The sequence below is a fragment of the Hamadaea tsunoensis DSM 44101 genome (genome assembly GCF_000428945.1).
Lineage (GTDB): Bacteria > Actinomycetota > Actinomycetes > Mycobacteriales > Micromonosporaceae > Hamadaea > Hamadaea tsunoensis.
This window is the reverse complement of sequence record NZ_AUAX01000008.1, coordinates 192,028-216,270: the sequence shown is the minus strand read 5'-3', so window position 1 is coordinate 216,270 and position 24,243 is coordinate 192,028. Positions and strand designations below refer to the sequence as shown.

The 24,243-nt window shown below is 71.6% G+C and carries 17 protein-coding genes; 8 read left to right on the top strand and 9 right to left on the bottom strand.

Features of this window, described 5'->3' with window-relative positions; translation table 11 throughout:
* Positions 1 to 8 precede the first annotated feature (8 nt).
* Positions 9 to 2,252: an SF1B family DNA helicase RecD2 gene (recD2, locus tag G401_RS0117160; protein ID WP_027343479.1), complete on the top strand. Its 2,244-nt coding sequence runs from the start codon at positions 9 to 11 to the stop codon at positions 2,250 to 2,252.
* 9 nt (positions 2,253 to 2,261) lie between these two features.
* On the opposite strand, the gene G401_RS58335 is transcribed toward recD2, so the two are convergent.
* Positions 2,262 to 2,675, bottom strand: coding sequence for a TIGR02611 family protein (locus G401_RS58335; protein WP_084557279.1), 414 nt, complete (start codon positions 2,673 to 2,675; stop codon positions 2,262 to 2,264).
* A 270-nt stretch (positions 2,676 to 2,945) separates the two neighbouring features.
* Here G401_RS58335 and G401_RS0117150 point away from each other — a divergent pair, with 270 nt between their 5' ends.
* Entirely contained in the window at positions 2,946 to 3,377 is a 432-nt protein-coding gene (locus G401_RS0117150) for an SsgA family sporulation/cell division regulator (protein ID WP_027343478.1), read from the top strand.
* 19 nt (positions 3,378 to 3,396) lie between these two features.
* Here G401_RS0117150 and G401_RS0117145 read toward each other — a convergent pair whose 3' ends face one another.
* A complete protein-coding gene (locus G401_RS0117145; RefSeq protein WP_027343477.1) occupies positions 3,397 to 4,188 on the bottom strand; it encodes a hypothetical protein in 792 nt (263 codons plus the stop codon).
* 249 nt (positions 4,189 to 4,437) lie between these two features.
* Between G401_RS0117145 and G401_RS46305 the strand changes: the two genes are divergently transcribed.
* The 4 genes from G401_RS46305 to G401_RS0117125 are packed head-to-tail and all read left to right on the top strand — an operon-like array spanning position 4,438 to position 8,435.
* Entirely contained in the window at positions 4,438 to 7,068 is a 2,631-nt protein-coding gene (locus G401_RS46305; protein ID WP_157545811.1) for a sensor histidine kinase, read from the top strand.
* Positions 7,065 to 7,481: a roadblock/LC7 domain-containing protein gene (locus tag G401_RS0117135; protein ID WP_051366749.1), complete on the top strand. Its 417-nt coding sequence runs from the start codon at positions 7,065 to 7,067 to the stop codon at positions 7,479 to 7,481. The genes G401_RS46305 and G401_RS0117135 overlap by 4 nt, the downstream gene beginning before the upstream one ends.
* Complete coding sequence (locus G401_RS0117130; protein ID WP_027343475.1) at positions 7,478 to 7,858, top strand: DUF742 domain-containing protein; 381 nt, start codon at positions 7,478 to 7,480, stop codon at positions 7,856 to 7,858. Before G401_RS0117135 ends, G401_RS0117130 begins: the two co-directional genes overlap by 4 nt.
* A complete protein-coding gene (locus tag G401_RS0117125; protein WP_027343474.1) occupies positions 7,839 to 8,435 on the top strand; it encodes a GTP-binding protein in 597 nt (198 codons plus the stop codon). Before G401_RS0117130 ends, G401_RS0117125 begins: the two co-directional genes overlap by 20 nt.
* Before the next feature lie 473 nt (positions 8,436 to 8,908).
* Here G401_RS0117125 and G401_RS0117120 read toward each other — a convergent pair whose 3' ends face one another.
* Complete coding sequence (locus G401_RS0117120; RefSeq protein WP_051366748.1) at positions 8,909 to 10,279, bottom strand: GH1 family beta-glucosidase; 1,371 nt, start codon at positions 10,277 to 10,279, stop codon at positions 8,909 to 8,911.
* Between the two features lie 367 nt (positions 10,280 to 10,646).
* Here G401_RS0117120 and G401_RS0117115 point away from each other — a divergent pair, with 367 nt between their 5' ends.
* On the top strand, positions 10,647 to 14,018 hold the full coding sequence (locus tag G401_RS0117115) for a S8 family serine peptidase (RefSeq protein ID WP_027343472.1): 3,372 nt from the start codon (positions 10,647 to 10,649) through the stop codon (positions 14,016 to 14,018).
* Between the two features lie 14 nt (positions 14,019 to 14,032).
* On the opposite strand, the gene G401_RS52825 is transcribed toward G401_RS0117115, so the two are convergent.
* Both G401_RS52825 and G401_RS0117105 read right to left on the bottom strand, forming a co-directional pair.
* A complete protein-coding gene (locus G401_RS52825) occupies positions 14,033 to 15,496 on the bottom strand; it encodes an ATP-binding cassette domain-containing protein (protein WP_084557277.1) in 1,464 nt (487 codons plus the stop codon).
* On the bottom strand, positions 15,496 to 18,402 hold the full coding sequence (locus G401_RS0117105) for a hypothetical protein (RefSeq protein ID WP_027343471.1): 2,907 nt from the start codon (positions 18,400 to 18,402) through the stop codon (positions 15,496 to 15,498). Before G401_RS0117105 ends, G401_RS52825 begins: the two co-directional genes overlap by 1 nt.
* 62 nt (positions 18,403 to 18,464) lie before the next feature.
* Between G401_RS0117105 and G401_RS57710 the strand changes: the two genes are divergently transcribed.
* Positions 18,465 to 19,010, top strand: coding sequence for a CGNR zinc finger domain-containing protein (locus G401_RS57710; RefSeq protein WP_027343470.1), 546 nt, complete (start codon positions 18,465 to 18,467; stop codon positions 19,008 to 19,010).
* A 679-nt stretch (positions 19,011 to 19,689) separates the two neighbouring features.
* Here G401_RS57710 and G401_RS0117095 read toward each other — a convergent pair.
* The 4 genes from G401_RS0117095 to G401_RS0117080 are packed head-to-tail and all read right to left on the bottom strand — an operon-like array spanning position 19,690 to position 24,075.
* The gene (locus tag G401_RS0117095) at positions 19,690 to 20,979 is read right to left on the bottom strand and encodes a D-arabinono-1,4-lactone oxidase (protein ID WP_027343469.1); all 1,290 of its coding nucleotides are present in this window, start codon (positions 20,977 to 20,979) and stop codon (positions 19,690 to 19,692) included.
* Positions 20,976 to 22,211, bottom strand: a complete 1,236-nt coding sequence (locus tag G401_RS0117090) for an amino acid deaminase/aldolase (protein WP_027343468.1) — start codon at positions 22,209 to 22,211, stop codon at positions 20,976 to 20,978. The genes G401_RS0117095 and G401_RS0117090 overlap by 4 nt, the downstream gene beginning before the upstream one ends.
* Positions 22,208 to 23,476 carry an MFS transporter gene (locus G401_RS0117085; RefSeq protein ID WP_027343467.1) on the bottom strand — a complete coding sequence of 423 codons (1,269 nt, stop codon included), beginning with the start codon at positions 23,474 to 23,476 and terminating at the stop codon, positions 22,208 to 22,210. Before G401_RS0117085 ends, G401_RS0117090 begins: the two co-directional genes overlap by 4 nt.
* Positions 23,473 to 24,075: a TetR/AcrR family transcriptional regulator gene (locus tag G401_RS0117080; RefSeq protein ID WP_027343466.1), complete on the bottom strand. Its 603-nt coding sequence runs from the start codon at positions 24,073 to 24,075 to the stop codon at positions 23,473 to 23,475. Before G401_RS0117080 ends, G401_RS0117085 begins: the two co-directional genes overlap by 4 nt.
* Between the last annotated feature and the right edge of the window lie 168 nt (positions 24,076 to 24,243).

Here is a 24,243-nt window from a genome sequence, read left to right as displayed (position 1 = left end):
GTAGGCGGGTGACGCAGACCGCGGCCCCCCACGTCCTGCAGGCGGTCCTCGAACGGATCACGTACGCCAACGAGGAGACCGGCTACACGATCGCGCGGGTGGCGACCGAGCGCAGCGGCACCGACCTGCTGACCGTGGTCGGGCCGCTGCTCGGCGCGCAGCCGGGGGAGAGCCTGCGGCTGTCGGGCCGCTGGACGTCGCATCCGCGCTACGGCAAGCAGTTCGAGGTGTGGTCCTACACGACCGTGCTGCCCGCCACGATCCAGGGGATCGAGCGCTACCTCGGTTCGGGACTGATCAAGGGGATCGGGCCGAAGCTCGCGGAGCGGATCGTCGCCCAGTTCGGCGCGGACACCCTGCGGATCATCGAGGAGGAGCCGGCACGCCTCGTCGAGGTGCCCAAGCTCGGGCCGAAGCGAACCAAGATGATCGCGGCGGCCTGGGACGAGCAGAAGGCCATCAAGGAGGTCATGCTGTTCCTGCAGGGCGTCGGCGTCTCGACCTCGCTGGCCGTCCGCATCTACAAGCAGTACACCGACGCGGCCATCGCGGTCGTGAAGAACGAGCCCTACCGGCTGGCGGCCGACGTGTGGGGGATCGGCTTCAAGACGGCCGACACGATCGCCCAGGCGGTCGGCATCCCGCACGACAGCCCCGAACGGGTGAAAGCCGGGCTGCAGTACACGCTCAGCGAGGCGACCGACGCCGGGCACTGCTTCCTGCCGCAGCCGAACCTCGTCGCCGACGCCGTGAAGATCCTCGAGGTGCCGGCCGAGCTGGTGCGCACCTGCCTGGACGAACTGGCGGCCGCCGAGGGCGTCGTACGCGAGGACGTGCCCGGACCGGCCTCGGCGGACGGGCCGGCCACGATCCCGGCCGTCTACCTCGTCCCGTTCCACCGGGCGGAGACGTCGCTGGCGAACTCGTTGCTGGCCCTGCTGAACACCGCCCGGGACCGGCTGCCGGCCTTCCAGACGGTCGAGTGGGACAAGGCCCAGGCCTGGCTGGCCAAGCTCACCGGCAACGAACTCGCCCCCGAGCAGGAACAGGCGGTACGCCTCGCGCTGACCGAGAAGGTGGCCGTGCTGACCGGCGGCCCCGGGTGCGGCAAGAGTTTCACCGTCCGGTCGGTGGTCGAGCTGGCCCGGGCCAAGCGGGCGAAGATCGTGCTGGCCGCGCCGACCGGCCGGGCCGCCAAGCGCCTCGCCGAGCTGGCCGGGCACGAGGCGACGACCGTGCACCGGCTGCTGCAGCTGCGGCCGGGCGGCGATCCCAGCTACGACCGGGACAACCCGCTCGACGCCGACCTGGTGGTGGTCGACGAGGCGTCCATGCTCGACCTCATCCTGGCCAACAAGCTCGTCAAGGCGGTCGCTCCCGGGGCGCACCTGCTCTTCGTCGGCGACGTCGACCAGCTGCCCTCCGTCGGCGCCGGGGAGGTGCTGCGCGACCTGCTCAACGCGGACGTGATCCCCCGCGTACGCCTGACGCGCATCTTCCGCCAGGCGCAGGAGTCCGGCGTCGTCGTCAACGCCCACCGGATCAACGCCGGCGAACCGCCCCAGCTGCGGGGCTTCGGAGATTTCTTCTTCTTCGGCCGGGATCAGCGCGAGGACGAGGAGCCCGCACAGACCGCCGAGGCCACCGCGCGACTGGTCGTCGACCTCGTGCGTACGCGCATCCCGCAGAAGTTCGGCCTCGACCCGCGCCGGGACGTGCAGGTGCTCGCCCCGATGCACCGCGGCGCGGCCGGTGCCGGGAACCTGAACACGTTGCTGCAGGAGGCGTTGACCCCGGGCGGCGACGGGATCCCCGAACGGCGCTTCGGCGGCCGGGTCTTCCGCGTCGGCGACAAGGTCACGCAGATCCGCAACAACTACGAGAAGGGCGCGGCCGGTGTCTTCAATGGAACGCTCGGCGTCGTGACCGCGCTGTCGGCCGAGGAGCAGAAGCTGACCGTCCGCACCGACGAGGACGAGGAGATCGCGTACGCCTTCGACGAGCTGGACGAGCTGACCCACGCGTACGCCGTGACGATCCACCGGTCGCAGGGGTCGGAGTACCCCGCCGTGGTGGTGCCGCTGACCACCGGGGCGTGGATGATGCTGCAGCGCAATCTGCTCTACACGGCGGTCACCCGGGCGCGGAAGCTCGTGGTGCTGGTCGGTTCGCTGAAGGCGCTCGCGGTGGCCGTGCGTACGCTCGGCGCGGGCCGCCGCTGGACGGCTCTGGACCACCGGCTCGGCTCCTAGTGGGCGAGTCTAGGTCCGGCCGAACGTGAGCCACCAGGAGCCGTAGAGGACGGCGCCGACGAACACCAGCCCGGCCAGTCCGATCGCCGCCTTCACCGGCCACGGCTGCAACTGGACCCAGGTCGTCCAGGCCCCCAGCAGCCGCCGCCCGTACGCGAGCAGGTTGCGGGCCCAGGCGAACTCGGCGGCCCAGATGCCGATACCGGCGAACACGATCAGCCAGCCGGGGCCGGGCAGGGGAACCAGGACAAGTCCGACAATCACGACGAGTCCACCTAGGACGGCAATCCCGGTCCGGAAAACGACACTGCCTGTCGGATGCGCCCGTATTGCACGAATAATCCGTGTAATCCGCGCAGGTCTGTCCGGTATCGACCTATCTAGTCCATCCTTCAACCGGTCGTCCGATGGCGCGTCCCCCATGGTCACCATCCTCGCCCGTCACCTCCGATGAGGCGGCAACGTTACGCCAGTGAGTCGACGTTGAACTCGCACCCGGGCACCCGGGCAGGTCGAACACCCGCGGCGAGCTGCGGAGTTTAGCGGAAGTCGGTCCCTGCCGGACTGGTTTTCCACCTGCCGTCCCACTACTGGGTGAGATCATCGTATGACGGAGCGTAACTGCGATGCGCACCTGAGTATGGGGAGTGCGGGGCCGATCGAGCCTCGCTGCGGTGCCGGGGGGAGTACGACATGAGTGCCACCAGACCTACGACTGTCGAAGTCGAGACGTCGCTGCGACTCGTCGCGCCGGATGCGACGGCGCTTCCCGTACGGGCAAGCCTGAGGTATGACCCGGCTGACCCGTACGCGGTCCAAGTCATCTTCCACGCGGAATCGGCCGGCGGCGAGGCGGTGAGCTGGTCGTTCGCGCGTGAGCTGCTCGTCACGGGACTCGACGAGCCCGCCGGCATCGGCGACGTCCGGGTCTGGCCGTGGGCGACGCCGCGCGGCGACTTCGTCGCGCTGGCCCTCTCGTCGCCCGACGGCAATGCGCTCTTCGAGGTCCCGCGCAGCGTCCTGGTGCGGTTCCTGCGGCGTACGTACGTGGTCGTCCCGCGGGGCCGGGAGACCGAGCACCTCGACGTGGACGCGGCGGTCAACCGGCTGCTCGCCGGGCGGTAACCAGCCGAACCGAGACGAACTACGACGTGGTCGACGCAGGGGAAGGCGCCGGCCACTCGTATTTCTCCCGGAAGGCCGCGCCGAGACGCGTCTTGCCGGGGTCCAGGAAGTCGATCAGATCGATGAGCGCGTGCTGCGTACGCACGATCCGGACGTTGTCGGCCAGCGTCTCGTCGCGGATCAACGACACGTCGGTCAGCAGCCGCTCGAACCACCGGCGGAACCCGAGATCGTCGCCGATGCGGCGGACGAATTCCGGGTAGGTCATCGACTCGTGATGCCCGGTCGCGCCGAGTGGCACCATGAGTAGCTCGCCGAGGGCCCGCTGCTGGCCCCGGAACAGCCGGAAGTGCTCCTGCGGGATCTCCTGCGTCGCCAGGGCCGTGGACACCGCCTGCATCCGGTCGTTGAACCGCCGGTTCTCCTGCTCGCCGCCGAGATCGAGGAAGCGCAGCTCGCGCCGGATGATCTCGACCCAGCACAGGTACTCCGCCAGCGTGTAGACCGTGAAGTTGCGCGCGTACTCCGACTGCTCGTCGTCGGAGCCGTCGCGCAGGTAGACCGGCAGGTACTCGTCGCGTACCGCGTTGAACAGGCGCGACTGCAGGCTGTTGGCGGCCAGCAGCAACGGCTCCCGGTACCGGCTGATCAGCTCGGCCGCCTGCTCGGCCTTGGTCTGCTCGTGGCGCTCCCGCTCCAGCCGCGCCTCCATCGCGCGCGTCTTCTTGTTCGACCAGGTGGTCATGACGCCGGCGATGACCGCTCCGATGACGGAGACGGTCGCCGAGAGGATGGCGATGAGGTTGTCCACGCAGCGCAGTGTGCCGCCTCGCCCGCCGCCGCACCAGAGGGCGGACGTCGTGCCGACAGCTGACCGAACTTGCGGGCGGCTCGGGCAAGCCCTCCGGCTGACTGAACTTCCGGCGGCTCGGGCAAGCCCTCCGGCTGACTGAACTTCCGGCGGCTCGGGCAAGCCCTCCCCTCGGGGCTGACTGTGGACAAGCGGGTGCCACTGTGGTGACATTCCGGGCGTGCTAGTTTGCTGCGCCGGAGGCGTGTCGTGCTGAAGAGACGGTCGATCAGGGCCAAGATGGCCGCACTGGTCATCATCCCGCTGGTGGCACTGCTCGGGTTGTGGCTGCTGGCCACCGCCCTGACGGTCGGGCCGGCCCGCAACCTCGCCGACTCGGCGCTGCTGGCCAAGACCGTCGGCGGTCCCGCCCAGCGCGTCGTCGCGGAGCTGCAGACCGAGCGCCGGCTCACCGTCGTGCTGCTGGCCGCGCCCGGCGGCACCACCACCGAGCTCGGTGCCCAGCGCAACGCCACCGACACCGCCATCGCCGACTTCCGCCGGCTCGCCGCCGACCCCGAGGTCGCCGCCCGCGCCGACGAGGTCGTCAAGAAGCGGATATCCGACTTCGCCATCGCGCTCAACCAGCTCCCCGGCTACCGGACGGCGGCGGACGAGGCGTACACGCTGAAGTCCGCGGACGGGCGCGCGGCCGCGATGACCCGCTACACGGGCATCATCGACATGGCGTACCGGCTGTTCACGCCGCTCGCCCAGGTCGAGGACCCCGAGCTCGCGCAACTCTCGCGTACGCTCATCGCGCTCAGCCGCGCCCGGGAACTGGTCGCGCAGGAAGACGCCCTGGTCAGTGCGGTCGGCCGGGCGGGCGTCCTGACGCTGACCGACGTCACCGACATCGCCGGCGCGGTCGGAGCGCAGCGCCAGATGTTCGCCGACGCCTCCGGTGACCTGCCCGACGACGACCGGGCCCGGTACAGCGCGATGATCCGCGGGGACGCCTTCGTCCAACTGGCCGTCATGGAGAACGGGCTGCTGGCCAAGGCCACCCCCGGCAAGGCCGCGCCGATCAACCAGACGAACTGGCGTACCGCCGCGGACACCGTCATGAAGGCCCTGCGCTCGTTCGAGGAGCAGGCCGGCGCCGCACCCGCCCAGCGCAGCGAGGCAGCCGTGTCGGCCGCGTACACCCGGATCGCCGCCGCCGGAGCCGCGGGCCTGCTGGCGGTGGGCCTGGCGCTGTGGGTGGGGCTGCGGGTGTCCCGGTCGGTGGCCGGCCGGCTGCTGCGCCTGCGCGACACGGCGACCGACCTCGCCGAGGCGGAGCTGCCGGCGGTCGTGGCGAAACTGCGCCGCGGCGAGCGCGTCGAGGTGGCCGAGTCCGACCTGTTGTTCGGCGTGGACGAGATCGGCGAGGTGAGCGCCGCCTTCGCCCAGGTACGCCGGACCGCCGTGCAGGCGGCCGTCGACGAGGCGGTCCTGCGGCACGGCCTCAACGAGGTCTTCCTCAACGTGGCCCGGCGCAGCCAGACCCTGCTGCACCGGCAGCTGCGCCTGCTCGACCGGATGGAGCGGCGGGCCAAGGAGCCGCAGGAGCTGGAGGACCTCTTCCGGCTCGACCACCTGTCCACCCGGATGCGCCGGCACGCCGAGGACCTCGTGATACTCGCGGGCGGCGCGCCGAGCCGGGGCTGGCGGCACCCGGTCGCCGCGGTCGACGTCGTGCGCGGCGCGGTCAGCGAGATCGAGGAGTACGTCCGGGTCGCCGTCGACAAGGTCCCCGACCTGGCGATCGCCGGGCGGGCCGTCGGCGACATCATCCATCTGCTGGCCGAGCTGATCGAGAACGGCACCTCGTTCTCCCCGCCGCAGACGCGGGTGCAGGTGACGGCGCAATGGGTCGGATCGCCCGCGGAACGGGGCGAGGCGCCGCGATCCGACCGGGCCGGCGGGTCGGCGATCGGTCTGGCGATCAGCATCGAGGACCGGGGCCTCGGCATGACCGTCGACGCCCTGGCCGAGGCCAACGCCAAGCTCGCCACCCCGCCCGACTTCGACCCGGCCGACAGCGCCCGGCTCGGCCTGCTCGTCGTGGGCCGGCTCGCGGCGCGGCACGGCATCACGGTCACGCTCGGCCGGTCGGCGTTCGGCGGCGTGGCCGCGGTGGTACTCGTACCGGCGGTGCTGATCTCGGCGATCCCCGTGAAGGCGAACGCGCCCCAGCCCGGCGACGCACCGGCCGCCCTGCCGGCCCGGCCCGCCTCGCCCGCCGCGGGGTCCGCCGCGGTCGGGTCGGCTGCTGTGGGGTCGGCTGCTGTGGGGGCTGCGGCTGTGGGGGCTGCGGCCGTGGGCCCGGCTGCTGTGGGCTCTGCTGCTGCGGAGACGGCTCCGGGGGTGTCACCCGTTCCGGGTGCGCCTGCCGCCCCGGCCACCCCATCGGCTCCGGCCGCGCCTTCGGTGTCGGCTCGGCCGTCCGTGCCCGACGCCGCCGATGCGGCGTCACCGGTGTCTGCCGTGGACGTCGGCGGCCTGCCCCGGCGCAACCGCAACGCCGAGCCACCGTCTACTGTGGAACCAGTCGCCGAGGCGAGTACGCCGTCAGGTGGGCGAACGCCGCAGCGCGTCCGTGCCAATCTGGCGGCGTTCCAGAAGGGTATCGCCTCGGGCCGGGCCTCGGTCGCGACCGACCCGCCCGCGGTGGTCGAAGAGCGGGCCGCCATCGGTGATAATGGGCCGTCGGCGGGAGCGGACGGCACCGCGCGCCCGGCGAGGGCCACGGGCACGGCACCTGTCCCACGCCCGCCGGTGGAGCAACCGGGCGGGGCGACACCCGGGACCGGACCGGCCGCGGCGGCGAACGAGGACGAGGGGGACAGGCCATGACGTCCACGCTGGGCCATGCCGAGCCGCCGGACGGGGCACCCACCGGGCTCGGCTGGCTGCTCGACGACCTCCGCGAGAAGGTGCCGGCCGCCCGCAACGCCGTACTGCTGTCGGTCGACGGTCTCGTGATCGGCCGCGACGCCACCATGGACCCCGACGAGGCCGACCATCTCGCGGCGGCCGCCGCCGGCCTGGCCAGCATCGCCCGGGGCGCCGGACGCCGCTTCGACGGCGGGGACGTCCGCTCGACCGTCATCGAGTTCGACAAGGCGTACCTGCTGATCTCCGACGCCGGCCACCGGACCTGCCTGGCCGTCCTGACCGACTCGTCGACCGACCTCGGCATGCTCGCGTACGAGGCCGAGCTCATGATCACCCGGGTCGGCGAGCACCTCGCGACTGGAGCCCGGTGAGCACGACGGACGGGTACGCCGGCGCGTCGGACTGGCTCGACGACGACGCCGGTCCCGTCGTGCGCCCGTACGCGATCACCGGCGGGCGTACCGACCCGGCCGGCTTCGACCTGATCGCCCACGTCGTGGCGACCGCGGGTGAGGCCGCCATCGCCGGCCGGCCGCCCGAACAGCGCGCGATCCTCGCCGTGGCCGGCAACCCGGTCGCGGTCGTCGAGGTCGCCGCCTCCGTCGACCTGCCCCTCGGTGTCGTCCGCGTCCTGCTGGCCGACCTGCACTCCGAGGGCCTCATCGAGCGTTACGACCCGCCGGCGACCCCGGACGGTCCTAACGAACAACTGCTCCAGGCGGTGATCCATGGCCTCCGGGCGATCTGACCGGGTTCCCCAGGCACTCAAGATCCTCATCGCGGGCGGGTTCGGCGTCGGCAAGACGACCATGGTCTCCTCGGTGAGCGAGATCAGCCCCCTGCGTACCGAGGAGGTGCTGACCACCGCCGGCGCCGACACCGACGACCTCGCCGGGGTGGAGGGGAAGCGTACGACCACGGTCGCGATGGACTTCGGCCGGATCACGATCGCCCCGCACATCGTGCTCTACCTGTTCGGCACGCCCGGCCAGGACCGCTTCATGTTCCTCTGGGAGGAACTCGCGGCCGGCAGCCTCGGCGCGGTCGTCATGGCCGACACGCGGCGCCTCGCCGACAGCTTCAACGTGATCGACTACTTCGAGCGCCGCGGCACGCCGTTCATGGTCGCCGTCAACTGCTTCGACGGGGTGAAGAGCCACACGGCGACCCAGGTACGCCACGCGCTCGACCTCGAACAGCACGTGCCGGTGGTGCTCTGCGACGCCCGCGAGCGCGAGTCGGTCAAGGAGGTGCTGATCACGCTGCTCGAATACATCCTCAAGTCGGGCGGCAAACCCAGCAGCAACGGCCATGCGCCTTCCTGAGGATCGAGCCCGCTCTACCTCCGTCACCCGTCTTGCCTTCGTCGCGACTGCCCGGCTTGCGAGCTCACCTATTCGACGATCTTGCGCGAATGCCTCGAATTTCGCGGAGAATGGCCGAAATGCCCGGACATTCGCGCAAGATCGCCTTGGATCATGGCGAGGGGCGGTTTTTGACATCTGAGCCGCTGTGGATCACGTCCGAGCCGTCCGGAGTCCGTGATGCGGGAAGGATCTTCCGTCAGGTGTAGCCGGAGGCGGTCGGCCCGCTCCAGAACCGTAAACGATCATGCGCAAGACGGCGATATTTACACCGCAGCCGTCAACGATCACCCTGTGGGCGACTTATCGAGCGCGCGTACCGGACAGTCGCGACAAAGGCCGAACGGGGCTGGCCGAAACACATCGTGAACCTGAAGAAAAAAGATCCCGCCTGGGCGTGACGGCGCAGGCGGGATCTATGAATCTATTCCATATCAGACGGTGTTGGTGGCGATGACGTCCGCGTAGTAGAGCGCGCTGCGCTTGGCGATGCGCTGCTGCGACTCGTAGTCCACGTAGATGAGCCCCCAGCGCTGCTCGAACCCTTCCTGCCACTCGAAGTTGTCCATGAAGGACCAGACGTGGTAGCTCTCGAGGTTCACGCCCGCCTCGATGGCCGCGTGCGCGGCGGCGAAGTGGTCGCGCAGGAACTCGACGCGCGCGGAGTCGTCGACCTTGCCGGTCGCGTCGAGGACGTCGCCGCAGGGCAGGCCGTTCTCCGTGATCGACAGGGGGACGTCGCCGTAGTCCTCCTTGACCCGGACCAGGATGTCGGTCAGGCCCTGGGGGTAGATCTGCTGCCAGAACGCCTCGGTGAGCGGGTGCTTCTGGACCGTCTCGCCGGTGGCCGCGACGTAGATGGGCGTGTAGTACTGCACGGCCAGCAGGTCGATCGGCGACGAGATGATCTTCAGGTCCTGGTCCTGGACGTACTTGGCCATCGGGCTCATCGCGTCGATCGCCTCGAGCGCGTCGGCCGGGTACTCGCCCTTGAAGATGGGGTCGAGGTACAGCCGGTTCTCCAGCCCGTCCATGAGCAGCGTCTGCGCGGCCGCCTCCGGGGAGTCGTCGGCCGGGTAGCAGGGGTGCAGGTTCGGGGCCGGGCCGATCCGGGCGGTGTCGAGGTTCGGGCGCATCGCCTGCACGGCGAGCCCGTGCGCGAGCAGCAGGTGGTGCGCCACCACGTACGCCTTGGCCGGGTCGGTGAACCCGGGGGCGTGGCCGCCGTTGAGGTAGCCGTTCTGCACGACGGTCTTGGGCTCGTTGAGCGTGAGCCAGGTCGGGACGGCGTCGCCGAGCGCGGCGGTGACCGCGGCGGCGTACTCGGCGAACCGGTACGCGGTGTCGCGGTTCTCCCAGCCGCCCTCGTCCTGCAGGGCCTGCGGGGTGTCCCAGTGGTAGAGGGTCGCCATCGGGGTGATGCCCCGCTCGTGCAGGCCGTCGACGATGCGGCGGTAGAAGTCGAGGCCCTTCTGGTTCACCGGACCCCGGCCGTCGGGCATGATGCGCGGCCAGGCGATGGAGAACCGGTACGAGCCGAGCCCCAGTTCCTTCATGATGTCGAGGTCGCCGGCGTAGCGCCGGTAATGGTCGGCCGCGACGTCACCGGTGTCCCCGTTGCGTACCTTGCCGGGGGTACGGCAGAACGTGTCCCAGACGCTGGGCGAACGTCCGTCGGCGGTGGCGCTGCCCTCGATCTGGTAGGCCGAGGTCGCGGCACCCCAGACGAAGCCGGTGGGGAAGGTCAGGCCCAGCTGGGGCTCCGGGCCGCCCTCCAGCAGGCTCCGGCGGGTGAGCACCGGCATGGTCGACTCCTTAGGTTGACGGATAACACATAGTGACACACGGCGTGGGAACGCTCCCACGTTGGGCTGAACGCCACCCTTACTCGGGTGGGGTCGCCTGGAGTGGGCTGCGCCTCCGCCTCACCACTCCGTCGTGGGAGCGTTCCCATCGGCATTGTGGAGGACTGTATCTCGTCGGCGGCGACCGAGGGAAGACCCGACCTGCCATCGACCGGCATCACACCGACCGGACCAGCGGATTCCCGTCACGCCGTGTTCGAATTTCTGGCTAATAGCCGGATCCGGGCAACGTCGGCCGCTCCTATCGCGTCTATCCAATGCGGACATCCACGCAGTGGTGGATGTCATGACGTGAATGGGGGAGGTCATGCAACGAAGCCGACACGTGGGCGGCGCCGTCCGATCCGGACTCGCGCTCGCTTTCACGGTGGGGTTGCTACTGGCGGGAGTACCCGCCGGTGCGACGCCGGCTCCGGTGGGTCACGCGGGTGCCGCGGCGCCCACCGCGGCCGCCGTGGCGCACGCCGGGCAGGTACGCCGCGTCACACTGATCACCGGGGACGTCGTCGAGGTGAGCGGTGCCCAGGCCGAGCACCTGTCGATCCACCCGGCCGCCGGGCGCTCGAAGATCACCTTCGACACGTACCGGCTGCGGGGACACCAGCACGTGGTCCCGGCCGACGCCCTGCCGATGCTGCGCTCGGGCCGGATCGACGCGCGTCTGTTCGACGTCACCGACCTGCTGACGTTCGGCTACGACGACCGGCGGGCCGACCTGCCGCTGATCGTCGCCGAGCCGAGCGGGGCGGTCACCGCCCCGGCCGACGCCGGGCTCACCTTCGGGCCCGCGCTCAAGGCGGTCAAGGGACACGCCGCCAAGGCCCGCAAGGACAAGCACAGCACGCTGTGGAAGAGCATCACCGGCACGGACAAGCGGTCGCTCGCCAAGCCGCTCACCGGAGCCAAGATCTGGCTGGACGGCGTACGCAAGCCGGCGCTGGACGTCTCGGTGCCGCTGATCGGGGCGCCGGACGCGTGGGCGGCCGGTTACACCGGGGCGGGCGCCAAGGTGGCCGTGCTGGACACCGGCCTCGACAGCACCCATCCGGACCTCGGCGACGCGGTCCTCGACAAGAAGAACTTCGTCACCGACTTCCCGGACGAGAGTGACGACCTCGACCACGTCGGCCACGGTACGCACGTCGCGTCGATCATCACCGGCAACGGCGCGGCGTCCGGCGGGAAGTACAAGGGCGTCGCTCCCGACGCGAAACTGCTCATCGGCAAGGTCTGCGTGCAGTACGGCTGCGACGAGTCCTGGATCCTCGCCGGCATGCAGTGGGCGGCCGAGTCCGGCGCCGACGTGGTGAACATGAGCCTCGGCGGCGGCGACAGTCCCGAGATCGACCCGCTGGAACAGGCCGTGAACGACCTGACGGCCGCGTACGGGACGCTGTTCGTGATCGCCGCCGGCAACGACGGCGACTTCGGCGACAGCACCCTCGGCTCGCCGTCGACCGCCGACGCGGCCCTGTCCGTGGCGGCGACCGACAAGTCCGACGCGCTGGCGAGCTTCTCCAGCCGCGGGCCCCGGGTCGGCGACTACGCCGTCAAGCCGGACATCGCGGCGCCGGGCGTCGACATCACGGCCGCCCGGAGCAAGGACGGCTTCCTCGGGGAACCGGGGGAGATGTACATGAGCCTCAGCGGTACGTCGATGGCCACCCCGCACGTGGCGGGCGCGGCCGCGATCCTGGTCTCCGAGCACCCCGACTGGACGCCGGCTCAGCTCAAGGCGGCGCTGATGGCGTCGGCCAAACCGCTCGACGGCGTCGGCGCGTTCGGCGACGGGGCCGGCCGGGTCGACCTGACCCGGGCGATCCACCAGCAGGTCACGGTGGACGAGCTGTCGCTGAGCTTCGGCCTCGCGCAATGGCCGCACTCCGACGACCCGGCGGTGACCAAGACGGTGACCTACCGCAACTCCGGTACGGCGGCCGTCACGCTGAACCTCGCCGTGCACTCGGTCGGCCCGGACGGTCACGCCGCCCCGGCCGGCATGTTCACCCTCAGCGCCTCGACGGTCAGCGTACCGGCGGGCGGGACGGCGTCGGTCACACTGACGTCGAACACGGCCGTCTCGGCGAACGACGGCCTCTACAGTGGACAGCTGGTGGGCACCGCGGACGGCGTCAGCGTCAGCACGCCCTTCGGCGTCGACCGCGAGGTGGAAAGTTACGACCTCACCATCAACCACACCCAGCGCGACGGTGCTCCGAGCGAGGACCACCTGACCATCCTGGCCTCGTACGACGGCCCCTTGCAGTACCTGTTCGGTTCGGGGGCCCGCCAGACCATCCGGGTGCCGGCGGGGACCTACGTCCTCAACAGCTGGATCAACGACGGCCTGCCGTCGGTCAGCATGCTGGTCAACCCCAAACTGGTCGTCTCCGGCGACCAGACCATCGAGGCGGACGCCCGCAACGCGAAGCCCACGTCGATCCGCGTACCGTTCAAGGGCCTCACGCCGGCCCTGACCGCGGTCGACGCGACCGTGACGGGCAACGGCTGGACGTCGGGCTTCAGCGCGCTCGCGGACGACCCGTCGGCCGTGTTCACCCAGCAGCTGGGCGGCAGCGCCCCGCTGCCGAACCTGATGAGCTCCATCAGCCTCGCGTACGCGAAGACGGACGCCGACGGCAGCTTCCTGAACACGCCGACGGTGGCCGCGATCGCGTACTTCACGCCGGGGACGTTCTACACCGGTATCACGAAGAACGTGACCATGAAGTCGCTGGCGACCCAGCGGCAGACCTTCCACGTGGGCCGGCCCGGCGCCCAGGGCAGCTTCATGGTGATGCCGACCTGGAAGCAGGACCCCTTCTCCGGAAGCTGGTCGGCGGGCTTCTACCTCAACGCGCCGAACCAGCGCACGACCTATGTGAACACCGACGGCGACGCCGCCTTCCAGGCCAACTACGAGGAGTTCAACGAGGACTACTCGTACGACATGTGGCTGACGGACGCGATCCAGAGCTACCAGGGCGGCAAGACCTACCCGCAGGACTGGAACGCACCGGCGTTCGGGCCGTCCTTCGCCGCCAAGTCCCTACCCTGGGACTACGCGACGCGGGAAGGTGACGCGCTCAACCTCAACGTGCCGCTGTTCTCCGACGGGGCCGGGCACGCCGGCTTCGGCGTCTACACGGCGGGCTACGCCCACCTCTACCGCGACGGCACGCTGCTCGCCGCGGACGAGGAGAACCCGTTCCTCTACGCCGAGGCGCCGCCGCAGGACTCGGCGTACCGGCTGGAGCTGGGCGCCACCCGCGACGGAACCAAGTCGCCGAAGGTGTCGGGGGTCTGGACCTTCCGGTCGAAGCACGTGCCGGCCGGTGACGGCAGTCTGGGCAGCGGTGTCGAGCGGCTGCCGCTGACGGCGATCGGCTTCGCGCCGGTCGTGGACGGCCAGGGCAACGCGTCGGCGGCCTTCCTCGCGCCGGTGCCGGTGACGGTCTCGACGCAGGGCAAGCCGGCGACGCTGGCCAAGCTCACCGTGCAGGTGTCCACCGACGGCGGCACCACCTGGCGGGACGTGGTGCTCGTGCACCTCGGCCCGACCTGGCTGGCGTTCGTGCCGCAGCCGAAGGGCGCCGACATCTCGCTGCGTACGCACGGGGTGGACAAGGCCGGTCAGACCGTCGACGAGACGATCATCGGCGCGTACCACGTGAAATGAGCGAGATGAAGTGATCAGGTAGGCAGCAGGAGCGGGTCGTGGGTGGCGACGACGATCGCCACCCCGGCCCGCGCCGCCGACCGCAGGGCCCGCGCCACGATCTCCGCGTGCGCCTCGTCCTGCTGGGAGGTCGGCTCGTCCAGCACCACGACCGCCGGCTCGCCGATCAGCGACCGGGCCACGGCCACCCGCTGGCGTTCGCCGCCGGACAGGGTCTCGACCGGCCGGTGCCGGAAACCGGTGAGGCTCAACGCTTCCAGGAGGGCGGCCAGCCGGTCCGGGTCGGCGGGCAGGCCGCGCGCCTCGCGGGCCACCCGCAGGTTCGCCGTCACGTCGAGCGTCTCGACCAGCGCCGTACGCTGCCCGGCCACCCCGAAGTAGCGCCGCCGCAGCCGGGCGAGGGCGGCCCGGTCGAGCGTGGCCAGGTCGATCCCGTCCACCGTCACCCGGCCGGTGTCCGGCCGGGCCAGGCCGGTGAGCATCCGCAGCAGCGTCGTCTTGCCCGAGCCCGACCGTCCCTTGAGGATGGTCCAGACGCCGGCGCGTACCTCGAACGAGACGTCGCGCAGCACGACACGGTCGCCCAGTGTCACGCTCACCGACTCGACCGCCGCGCGTACCGGGCCGGGGTCGGGAGCGGGCAGCCGCCTGGCCTGTGCCGCCGCGGGGGGCGGCTCGACCGGCCGTAGGAGCAACCCGTCCGGCCGCGCGTCGGCGTGGACCCGCCGCAGCGGGGCGGGGATGCGTACCCAGCCGCGGTCGTCGACCACGAGCTGCTCGGGGCCGCCGGGCGTCCACTCCTCCGACAGGCGGCCGTCGCGGATGCGTACCACCCGGTCGGCGATCCGGGCCGCGCGGGCGTCGTGGCTGACGACGAGCAGCGCCGCGCCCACCGCCGAGGTCGCGGCCACCAGCAGGTCGTAGACGGCGTCGGCGGCGGCCCGGTCCAGCTCGCCGGTGGGCTCGTCGGCCAGGACGAGGGCCGGCCCGTGCGCCACGGCCGCGCACACGGCCACCCGCTGCGCCTCGCCGCCCGACAGCGACCCCGGCGCGCGCCCCGCGAGGGCGCTCAGGCCCAGCGTCTCCAGCAGCTCCCGCGCTCGCGACCGCGCCTGCGCCGCCGGCCGCCCGCCGACCCGCGCCTGCAGCGCGATGTTGTCCACGACCGACAGTTCCGGTACGAGCGTCTTCTGCTGATCCACCATCCCGAGTACGCGTGAACGCAGCCGTGCGGTCTCACCGGCAGCGGCGCCCACCAGGTCGACGCCGCCGACGACGACCGTGCCGGCACTGGGCGCGACCTCGCCGGTCAGGACGCGCAGCAGTGTCGTCTTGCCGGAACCGTTGGGGCCGTGGACGACCAGCCGCTCGCCGGCGGCCAGGTCGAGCGTCAGCCCGCGCAGGGCCGCCACGAACCCCCGTTCCGCCGGTACGCGGTACAGGCAGAACAGGTCGTGCACCCGGACAGGGCTGGTCATCACAGTGCCTCCGGGCGGTCCGGCAGGGGAGAGCGGAACGAGCGCCAGCAGATGAGCCCGGCCGCGAGCAGGCCGACGCCGAGCCCGGCGCCCAGCACGGCCGCCAGGGTGCCCGGCGACGTGGCGAGCGCGAGCGGCGGCCGCGGGGTCGCGCCGACCGCCGTCACGAGGACGAGCGCGGTCGTCAGTCGCGTGAGGACGATCCCCAGCACGATCCCGCACGGTACGCCGACCGCCACGACCCCTGCCGCGCGCGCGAACAGCAGCCCGCGCAGGGAGCCCGGGGTGAGCCCGTCGCTCTCCCACGCGTACAGCTCGGCGGCGTCGTCGCGCCGTTCGGCGAGCACGAGCAGGATCAGGGTCAGCACGGCGACGCCCAGGGCGATCAGGGCACTCGTGCCGAGCAGGCGGCCGGCGCCGGCCGCCAGCGGGTCGGTGGCCAGCCGGTCGTGGATGCGGGCCCGCAGGGCGACGTCGAGCTGGTCGAAGGGTGCCTGGCCGAGCCGGTCCGCCAGCGCGGCCGGGTCCGGCGAGGAGATCCACACCTCGGCGTACGCGGCGGTGCCCGGTTCGCGCGCGTCCAGCACATCGGCCAGCGCGCCGATGTCCGCCACGACGAACCGCTCGCCGGCCCCCGGGAAGCGGGGCAGCACCTGCGCGATCCGGGCGGCGATCGGCGCGTTGGCTCCCACGATCAGCTGGACGAGGCCGTCGGTGGCGCTGGCCGCGGTCGCGGGGTCCACGAGCACCGGCACCGGAGCCTCGGCGGCCGGCGGGTCCAGGGCGACCACGACCTGCGCGCCGGTCAGCTCGTAGTCCTGCTCCACGGTACGGCCGACGGCAACGCCGTCCACAGTGGTCTTCGCGAACGTCAGGTGGCCGCTGAGCACCTGGTTGTCGCTGCGGCCCTCACCGGTGTGGTGCTGGCGGCGGCGCGCGTACTCGGCGTCCTCGGCGAGCGTGACCGCGTAGAGGCGTACGCCGCCGGTGAGCGCGGGCAGGGTGCCGGCCAGGACGTCACCGGAGCGGGTCAGCCCGACGCTGGTGTCGTGCCCGTCCGCGTCGCGCAGCCAGGCCCGGAAGACGACGTTGTCCATCGGCCCGGTGACCGTGAGGGCGACGGACTTCGCTCCGGCCGGCAGTTGCCAGCCGCGGCCGCTGGGAGCCTCGATCAGCCTGGCCGAACGGGCCGGGTCGGCGGCTCCGGTGAGGCGCTCCCAGGACGGGATCCTCGTCAACGTGGCCGGTTCGAGGCCGACGACTTCCGCCGCGCGGGCCTCGGTCGCGCTGACGCGTACGCCGGCTGAGGTCCGCAGCACCGGGGTGACGACCGCGCCCGGGGTCAGGCCCGTGTAGCCGGCCAGGGTGGCGGCATCGAGCGGGCGGGTGAGCGTACTGCCGGTGGTGACGGCGGCGTCCAGCGGCACGGCGAAGGAGGCCTGGTCCTCGGCGCCCTGCGCGAGCGTGGAGCGGTAGCCGCCGGCGAAGATGACCACTCCGGTCGCGGCGGCGAGGAACGCCACCGTGGCGACCGCGCGCAGCGGGCGGCGGACCGCGCCGGCGAGGCCGAGCCGGACCGGCAGGCCCGCGGGCCCGAGCCGCTGGGCGGCGCGCACACCCCAGGGCGCGACGAGCGGGAAGAGGCGACCGGCCAGCAGCCCGCCGCAGACGACGACGAGCACGGGCAGGGCGACCAGCAACGGGTCCGTACGCGCCTGCAACCCGCTGACGGTGACCGCGCCGCGCGCCACGGCGACCAGGGCGACGACCGCACCGGCGAGCACCACCCCGTCGACGAGCCGCCACGGCCGGTCGGGCGCCCAGCTCAGCGCGAGCGCGAGGACGAGCGCGGCGGCGGCCGAGGTCGCTCCTATCTGGACGAAGGTGGCGCCCGGGATGCCGGTGAAGGCGAGCCCGGCCGCGAGCCCGACGGCGGTACCCAGCAGGACCGGAACGATCGCCGTCACCGCCGTGTACGCGACGAGCCGGCCGTTCGCCGCCCCCCGCCGCCGCAGCAGGCCCAGCACTGCCCGGTGGTCCCGGCGGGCGCCGATGGCACCGATGACGGCGAAACCGAGAAGCAGCGCGACCGAGGCGCCGTCGAGCAGCCCGAACCGGCGGGTCGAGCGCTGCGCCCGGTCATAGGAGGTGAGCACGACGTCGTCCGGCGCGGTCAGCACCAGCCCGTCCTGCACCTGGTACAGCGACACCTCGGTACGCGCGCTCTCGGCCACGTAACCCGGCGGATCGGCCGCGACCCGGTCGACGTCGAGGGCGGCGACCCAGCCGAACTGGCGCTGGAACGCCGACAGCGCACCGATCCGGGCCGCCGCCTCGGCCCCGTCGGCGATCAGCAGCGGCCGCCCGGCACCCGGGTCGAACGTCCCGCTGAGCAGCAGGGGATCGGTACGCACGGCGGTACCCACGATCTCCACGCCCAGCTCCGGCGGCAGCCTCGGCGGCGTCTGTCCGATGAGGACCATCTCGCAGTGCTGCGGCGTACACTCCGCGGGCATCCGGCCGCTGGTCAGGCGTACGGCACCGGCGAGATCGTCGGCGCCGGCGAGCACCATGATCGTCCCGGACTCGTCCGTCATCTGGTGGTACGTCATCTGCGTGCGCACCGGACGACTCGTCAGGCGGGCCAGTTGCTCGCGTACCCCGTGGTCGATCGAGGTCAGCTGCGCGGGGGTGACGGCGATCGTCGCGTACGACACGATCAGGCTCTGCTCGCCCGGCGGCAGATCCGCCAGCCCGGTACGCAGCGCGGCGGCCGCCGTCGAGGCCGCGGTCGCCGCCGACACCACCGGCAGCAGCGTGGCCACGGCGATCCCGGCGACCATCAGCAGCCAGCGGCCGGGACCGCGCCACAGCCGCGCCAGGGCAAGCGTCAGGACGGCTGTCACCGGGCCCCCTTCTAACCGGTAGAGTCAGGTTCAGAGGTTAGTGATCGGTCGAGGGGAAGGCAATGGCCTCGCTGGAGGTGGACGGCGTACGCATGCCCGTCCTCGTCGCCGGACATCCCGCCGTCGAGATCTGCAACACCCGGGCCGGCTGGGGGGCGCCCACTCCCAAGGAATACCTGCTCAGCTACCGCCACCTGGCGATCTGGGCACGACACGCCGGGCTCCTGCCGGTGGTGGTCCCCGGCGACGCGCCGGCCGTGCTGCGCCGGGTCTTCGCCGTGCGCGACGAACTCCACGCGATCTTCCGGGGTACGCCGATCGGCCTGTCCCACCTGGACGCGGAACTTCGCCGGCTCCCCGCCGGCCTGACGCCCGGGTCGCCGCCTCGATGGGACTACGGCACCGACGTCGAGGCCCCCCTCCGCGCCATCGTGCACCTCGGCGCTCAGCTGTTGGTTTCCTCGGCGGCGGGATCGGTCGGGGTGTGTCCGGGATCGGGCTGCGGGTGGGCGTTCTACGATCCGCGCGGGAAACGGCGGTGGTGCATCATGGCGATCTGCGGGAACCGCGCCAAAGCCGCCCGCCACGCGGCGCGTACTCGATCCTGAGAACAATTCAAGATCAAATTCAAGATCTTCTTGTCCCGGGTCCGTCGATCTCACCTCCGCTCCTCGCGCGGGAGACCGTTCCGGCCCCTCCGCTGCGCTCCGAGGCCTGCACTGCCAGGTGAGTGGGGCGACGCATCGTCCGCCGCGGCCCGGTCACCCGCGGCCGTCCACCATGATCATGTGATGCGTATACGTCGCCAGGCAGGGGTTTTCGACGTATACGCATCACATGATCATGGTGGACGTCGGGGTACCGCTGTGCGTCCGCCTGGCCTTTGTCGCGACTGTCCGACATGTACGGCGGAGGACGCCGTGACGCCTTGATCGTGTACCGCTATTACGGCAAGAAAGCGCTCTCCTGCCGTAATAGCGGTACACGATCAAGGACGCGGGTGCCGTCCTGCCGTAATAGCGGTATTCGATCACGCCGATCCGAGCCGCCCCCGACGCGTCACCCGACCCGCCGCTGTGGACCGCCGACTTCAAGATCTCCCGGCGAAGTACAGAGCCGCAGGACGGGGTGGAGAGTGACCGGACCGCGGCGGACGATGCGTCGCCCCACTCACCTGGCAGTGCAGGCCTCGGAGCGCAGCGGAGGGGCCGGAACGGTCTCCCGCGCGAGGAGCGGAGGTGAGATCGACGAACCCGGGACAAGAAGATCTTGAATTTGATCTTGAACTTAAAGGCCCAGGACTCTTTCCAGGTAGGGGTTGGAGAAGACGCGGTCCGGGTCGAGCGCGTCGCGTACCGCTACGAAGTCGTCGAAGCGCGAGTAGCGCTTGCGGAGGCTGTCGGCGTCCTGGTAGTGGATCTTCCCCCAGTGCGGCCGTCCCTCGTACGCCCGGAAGATCTCCTCCACGCCGCGGAAGTACTCGTGCTGGTCCTCCTTGAAGTACCGGTGGACCGCGATGTAGCCCGTCCGGCGCCCGTGCGCGGTGGACAGCCAGATGTCGTCCGGCGCCGCGATGCGGATCTCCAGCGGGAACGAGATGCGCCAGCCCTTGCGTTCGATCAGTGCCGAGATCTCCCGGAGCACGTCCGGCACCACCTCGGCCGGGAGGGCGTACTCCATCTCGCGGAAGCGTACGCGTCGCTCGGTGGTGAAGACCGAGGTCGAGATGTCGGTGAACGCTCGGTGGCCGGTGAGGTGGCTGGCGAGCCGGTTGACACGGGGGATGAGCGACGGTGCCGCCGTGCCGAGGCCGCAGACCCAGCGGAACACGGTGTTCGACATGAACTCGTCGTCGAGCCAGCGCTTCGCCGTGCCGAGCGGGCGGCTCTCGGCGTCCATCGGCAGGCGGGTGTTGGTCTTGGTGAGCGCCGTGGTGGTGTGCGGGAACCAGTAGAACTCGAAGTGGTCGGGCGCGCCCGCCCGTTCCAGCCACGTGTCGAGCAGTTCCGACAGCGGCTCCGGCTTCTCCACGGCGGACAGCTTGAACGCCGGTACGCATTCGACCGTGATGTCGGTGAGCACCCCGAGGGCGCCGAGGCCGAGCCGGGCGGCGTCGAACCACTCGTGATGCTCGTCGATCCTCAGCAGCCGGCCGTCGGCGGTCGCCAGCGTGACGGCCCGGATCTGGCCCGCGAGGCCGGTGAACGCCGCGCCCGTGCCGTGCGTACCCGTGGAGGTGGCTCCGGAGATGGTCTGCGCGTCGATGTCGCCCATGTTCTGCAGGGCGAGGCCGAGCGGGCCGAGGAGCGCGGGAAGCTGGTGCAGGTGGGTGCCGGCGGCGAGGGTGACCCGGTTGCCGTCGACGGCGAGTACGCCGGACAGCGCGCCCATGTCGAGCTGTACGCCGGGCGCGACCGCGATGCCGGTGAAGCTGTGCCCGGCGCCGACCGGCTTGACGGCGAGGCCGTCGCGGCGCGCGTCGGCGATCACCGTCACCACGTCGTCCGGTGTGGACGGACGGGTGACGCGGACGGGGCGGGCGGACTCCGAGCGTCCCCAGTTCTGCCAGTGGGTCACAGGAACGCCTTTCCCTCGCCGCGGTAGGTCGGCACCGTGCCGGCCACCGTGTCGCCGTCCACGATGGACAGCTCGTTGACGTGCTCGCTCAGCTCGCCCGCCTTCGTGTGGCGCAGCCAGACCCGGTCGCCGAGGGCGAGCCGGGCCGCGGGCGCGCCGACGAGCGGGGTCTGCACCTCGCCGGCCGCCTCGCGGGCGACCATCTTCAGCCCCTGCGGCCAGACCACCTGCGGCAGCCGGTCGGCGGCCGGCGGTCCGGACGCGATCCAGCCGCCGCCGAGGACGGTGACGCGGTCGGCCTGCGGACGGCGTACCACCGAGAGGGCGAAGGCCGCGGCGGGCGCGGGGGAGAAGTGCGCGTAGTTGTCGAACAGGTGCGGCCCGAACAGGCCCGAGCCGGCCGAGATCTCGGTGACCGACGGGTCGCTCCCGGTCGCCTCCAGGCTGCCCGTGCCGCCGCCGTTGACGAACTCCAGGTCGGCGAGCTCGCGTACGGCGGTGACGGCGGCGGACCGGCGTTCGATCAGCTCGGCCATCGAGGCCTTCTGCAGCGCCTGGATGACCCGGCCGCGCAGCGGGTTGCCCTTCGGCGCGTTGCCCAGCCCGGCCACCTGCGCCTCGTAGCCCATCATGCCGACGAGCGTGAATCCCGGGCGCCGCGCGATCTCGGCGGCCAGCGCCGACGACTGGGCGGCCGTGCGGACGGGCGAGCGCCAGACGCCCACGTGGCCCATCAGGCGGCTGCGGTAGGACGAGTCGATCTCGATGCACAGCCGCAGCGTCTCGCGCGCCGCGGGCGGGATCGCGCCGTCGATCAGGTCCAGGTGCGCCACCGAGTCGACCATCAGGGTCACCCGCCGCGCCAGGTCCGGGTCGCGGCCCAGCTCACGCAGTGCCGCGCGGTCCGTGGTCGGGTAGCCCACGACAACGTCGTCCACAGTGGAGGCGAGCCACATCGCCTCCGGCAGCGTGTAGGCGAGCACGCCCGCGTACCCCGGCAGGGCCAGCAGCGCCGCGATCACCTCACGGCTGCGGATCGACTTCGAGGCCACCCTGATGGGTACGCCGTGCGCCCGCCGCAGCATGTCGTGCGCGTTGAAGCGCAGCGCGCCGAGGTGGGCCACCGCGAACGGCGGGTCCAGGTCGGCGGTCGCCTTGTCCAGACCCGTCCAGTACGCCGCCGGATCGGTCCAGGGCCGGCTGTCCGGCACGGGCCGCAGGTCGACGGTCATCGCACACTCCTCACGGGCATGACGGCGAGCGCCCCGATGATCGAGGTGACGCCGGCCGCCAGATACAGCGCGGAGAATCCCCCCGCGTACGCGACGACGAACGCGCCCAGCAGCGGCCCGATGGCCTGCGGTACGGCCGTCGCGATGTTCATGATGCCGAGGTCCTTGCCGTGCGAGGCGGGATCCGGCAGGACCTGGGTGGCCAGTGCCTGGTCGACCGACAGGAAGCAGCCGTAGCCGAGCCCGAGCAGCCCCGCCCCGAGCATGGCCACCGGCAGCACGGGGAAGAAGGCGAGCAGGATCGCGGCGAGCGCCTGGCTGGCCGAGGCGAGGATGACGAAGATCTTCCGCCGCCCGATCCGGTCCGAGAGGCGCCCGAGGAACAGCGACGCCAGGATGACGAAGAACATGTAGATCATCGTCAGGTAGATCAGCGTCGTGTCCGGGTCGTCGACCTTCACCTGGAACTTGAGGAAGTACAGCAGCAGGGTCGTGCCGAGCGCGTTGCCGATGTTCACGACGGTCCGGCTGAACAGGGTCCAGCCGAAGTCGGGGTGCTTGCGCGGGCTGATCCAGAACCCGGCCGCGAGCGCCCGGAAGGTGAACGGCGGCCGCTCCGCCCGGTTCAGGGTCGCGTCCGGCGTGTGCAGGACGAACGGCACCACGAGACCGATCAGGAGCACGGCCATGCTCGCGTACCCGAGCAGGCGGCCGGTGAACAGCGTCGTGACCAGGACGAGGCCGAGGATCGTCCCGATCGCCTGCGGCGCGGAGATCCAGCCGGAGACGTAGCCGCGTTGCGACACCGGAACCTGGTCGGAGATCGTCGTGGTGAGCGCCGACGTGAGCACGCAGAAGCCGACCGACGCGAGGACCCAGCAGACGGCGACGCCGACGATGTTCGACTGCAGGCCGAGCAGCAGCAGGGAGGCGGCGAACAGCAGCGCGCCGGCCAGCATCCACGGGCGGCGGCGGCCGTACCGCGACGTCGTGCGGTCCGACAGCGCCCCCGTCAACGGGTACGCGACCAGCGAGAAGAGCCCGGCGATCCCGGAGATCACGCCGAACGCCATGACGGTGCCGACCCAGTCGGAGCCGGGCAGCTTGGCCTCGACCTGCTCGGGCAGGAGCAGTTGCACCGGGGTCAGCTGGGCCATCCAGATGCCCAGCCACGCGGTGGCGAACAGGCTGATCCAGCGGCCGGAGACCGCACGGACCGGTTCGGCGTACGGCGCCGTCTCGACGGGTGGAGCGAGCTCGGTCATCCCTGGGAACCTTCGGAAAGGGCCGCGATCGCGGTCGCGGCGAAGTCGGCTGTGCGGAGGGTGGCGTCCCAGTCGCGGTGCACCAGCCAGCCCAGGGTCAGGCCATCGGTGAGCGTCACGAGGAACCGGGCGACATCGTCGACCGGGCGGGTCCAGGTCGCCCCGGTGAGTTGCGCGGCGGCGTCGAGGATCGCGCCGGCCGCCTTGTAGTACGCCGCGTACTGGGCCCGGGCGGCCGCGCCCAGATCGCCCGTACGCAGCGCGTACAGCGTGAGTTCGAGCATGGCCTGCTCGCGGGCGGGATCGGCGGCCAGCAGCCGCAGGAACGAGTGCAGCCCGTCCCGGATGGTGGTGGGCAGGTCGGCGCCGGGGGTGAGGGTGGCGACGGCGGCCGTGCTCTCCTCCTCCACCACGTACGCGATCAGCTCCGCCAGCAACTCGTCCCGCGACTGGTACGCGTAGTGAAAGCTGGCCAGCGACATCCCCGCCTCGGCGGTGATCGCCCGCGTGGTGGCCGCAGCGACCCCGTGCGTGGAGATGACTTTCAGGGCGGCCGACAGCAGGGCGGCCCGGCGCTCGGCAACCGCCATCCGCGCCATGCGAAGCCCCTTTCCGCTGCTCAACCGCTGAACTGGGTCAAGTGACCCAGTCTTGTGAGGTTGAACTATGGCACGGGTCACGTCCGCTCACAAGAGTGAGTGAACCGCGGCGAAGGATGCTCGCCCCACTGTGCCGGCAGTGGAGGCCTCGGAGCGCAGCGGAGGGGC

What these genes read in the sequence shown, in the direction of transcription:
- G401_RS0117125 (WP_027343474.1), top strand. Translation starts at nt 7,839, where the DNA reads ATGGCCTCCGGGCGATCTGACCGGGTTCCCCAGGCACTCAAGATCCTC.
- G401_RS57710 (WP_027343470.1), top strand. Translation starts at nt 18,465, where the DNA reads ATGGCCTCGCTGGAGGTGGACGGCGTACGCATGCCCGTCCTCGTCGCC.
- G401_RS0117085 (WP_027343467.1), bottom strand. Translation starts at nt 23,476, where the DNA reads ATGACCGAGCTCGCTCCACCCGTCGAGACGGCGCCGTACGCCGAACCG.
- G401_RS58335 (WP_084557279.1), bottom strand. Translation starts at nt 2,675, where the DNA reads ATGGGGGACGCGCCATCGGACGACCGGTTGAAGGATGGACTAGATAGG.
- G401_RS0117115 (WP_027343472.1), top strand. Translation starts at nt 10,647, where the DNA reads ATGCAACGAAGCCGACACGTGGGCGGCGCCGTCCGATCCGGACTCGCG.
- G401_RS0117080 (WP_027343466.1), bottom strand. Translation starts at nt 24,075, where the DNA reads ATGGCGCGGATGGCGGTTGCCGAGCGCCGGGCCGCCCTGCTGTCGGCC.
- G401_RS52825 (WP_084557277.1), bottom strand. Translation starts at nt 15,496, where the DNA reads ATGACCAGCCCTGTCCGGGTGCACGACCTGTTCTGCCTGTACCGCGTA.
- G401_RS0117090 (WP_027343468.1), bottom strand. Translation starts at nt 22,211, where the DNA reads ATGACCGTCGACCTGCGGCCCGTGCCGGACAGCCGGCCCTGGACCGAT.
- G401_RS0117150 (WP_027343478.1), top strand. Translation starts at nt 2,946, where the DNA reads ATGAGTGCCACCAGACCTACGACTGTCGAAGTCGAGACGTCGCTGCGA.
- G401_RS0117120 (WP_051366748.1), bottom strand. Translation starts at nt 10,279, where the DNA reads ATGCCGGTGCTCACCCGCCGGAGCCTGCTGGAGGGCGGCCCGGAGCCC.
- G401_RS0117135 (WP_051366749.1), top strand. Translation starts at nt 7,065, where the DNA reads ATGACGTCCACGCTGGGCCATGCCGAGCCGCCGGACGGGGCACCCACC.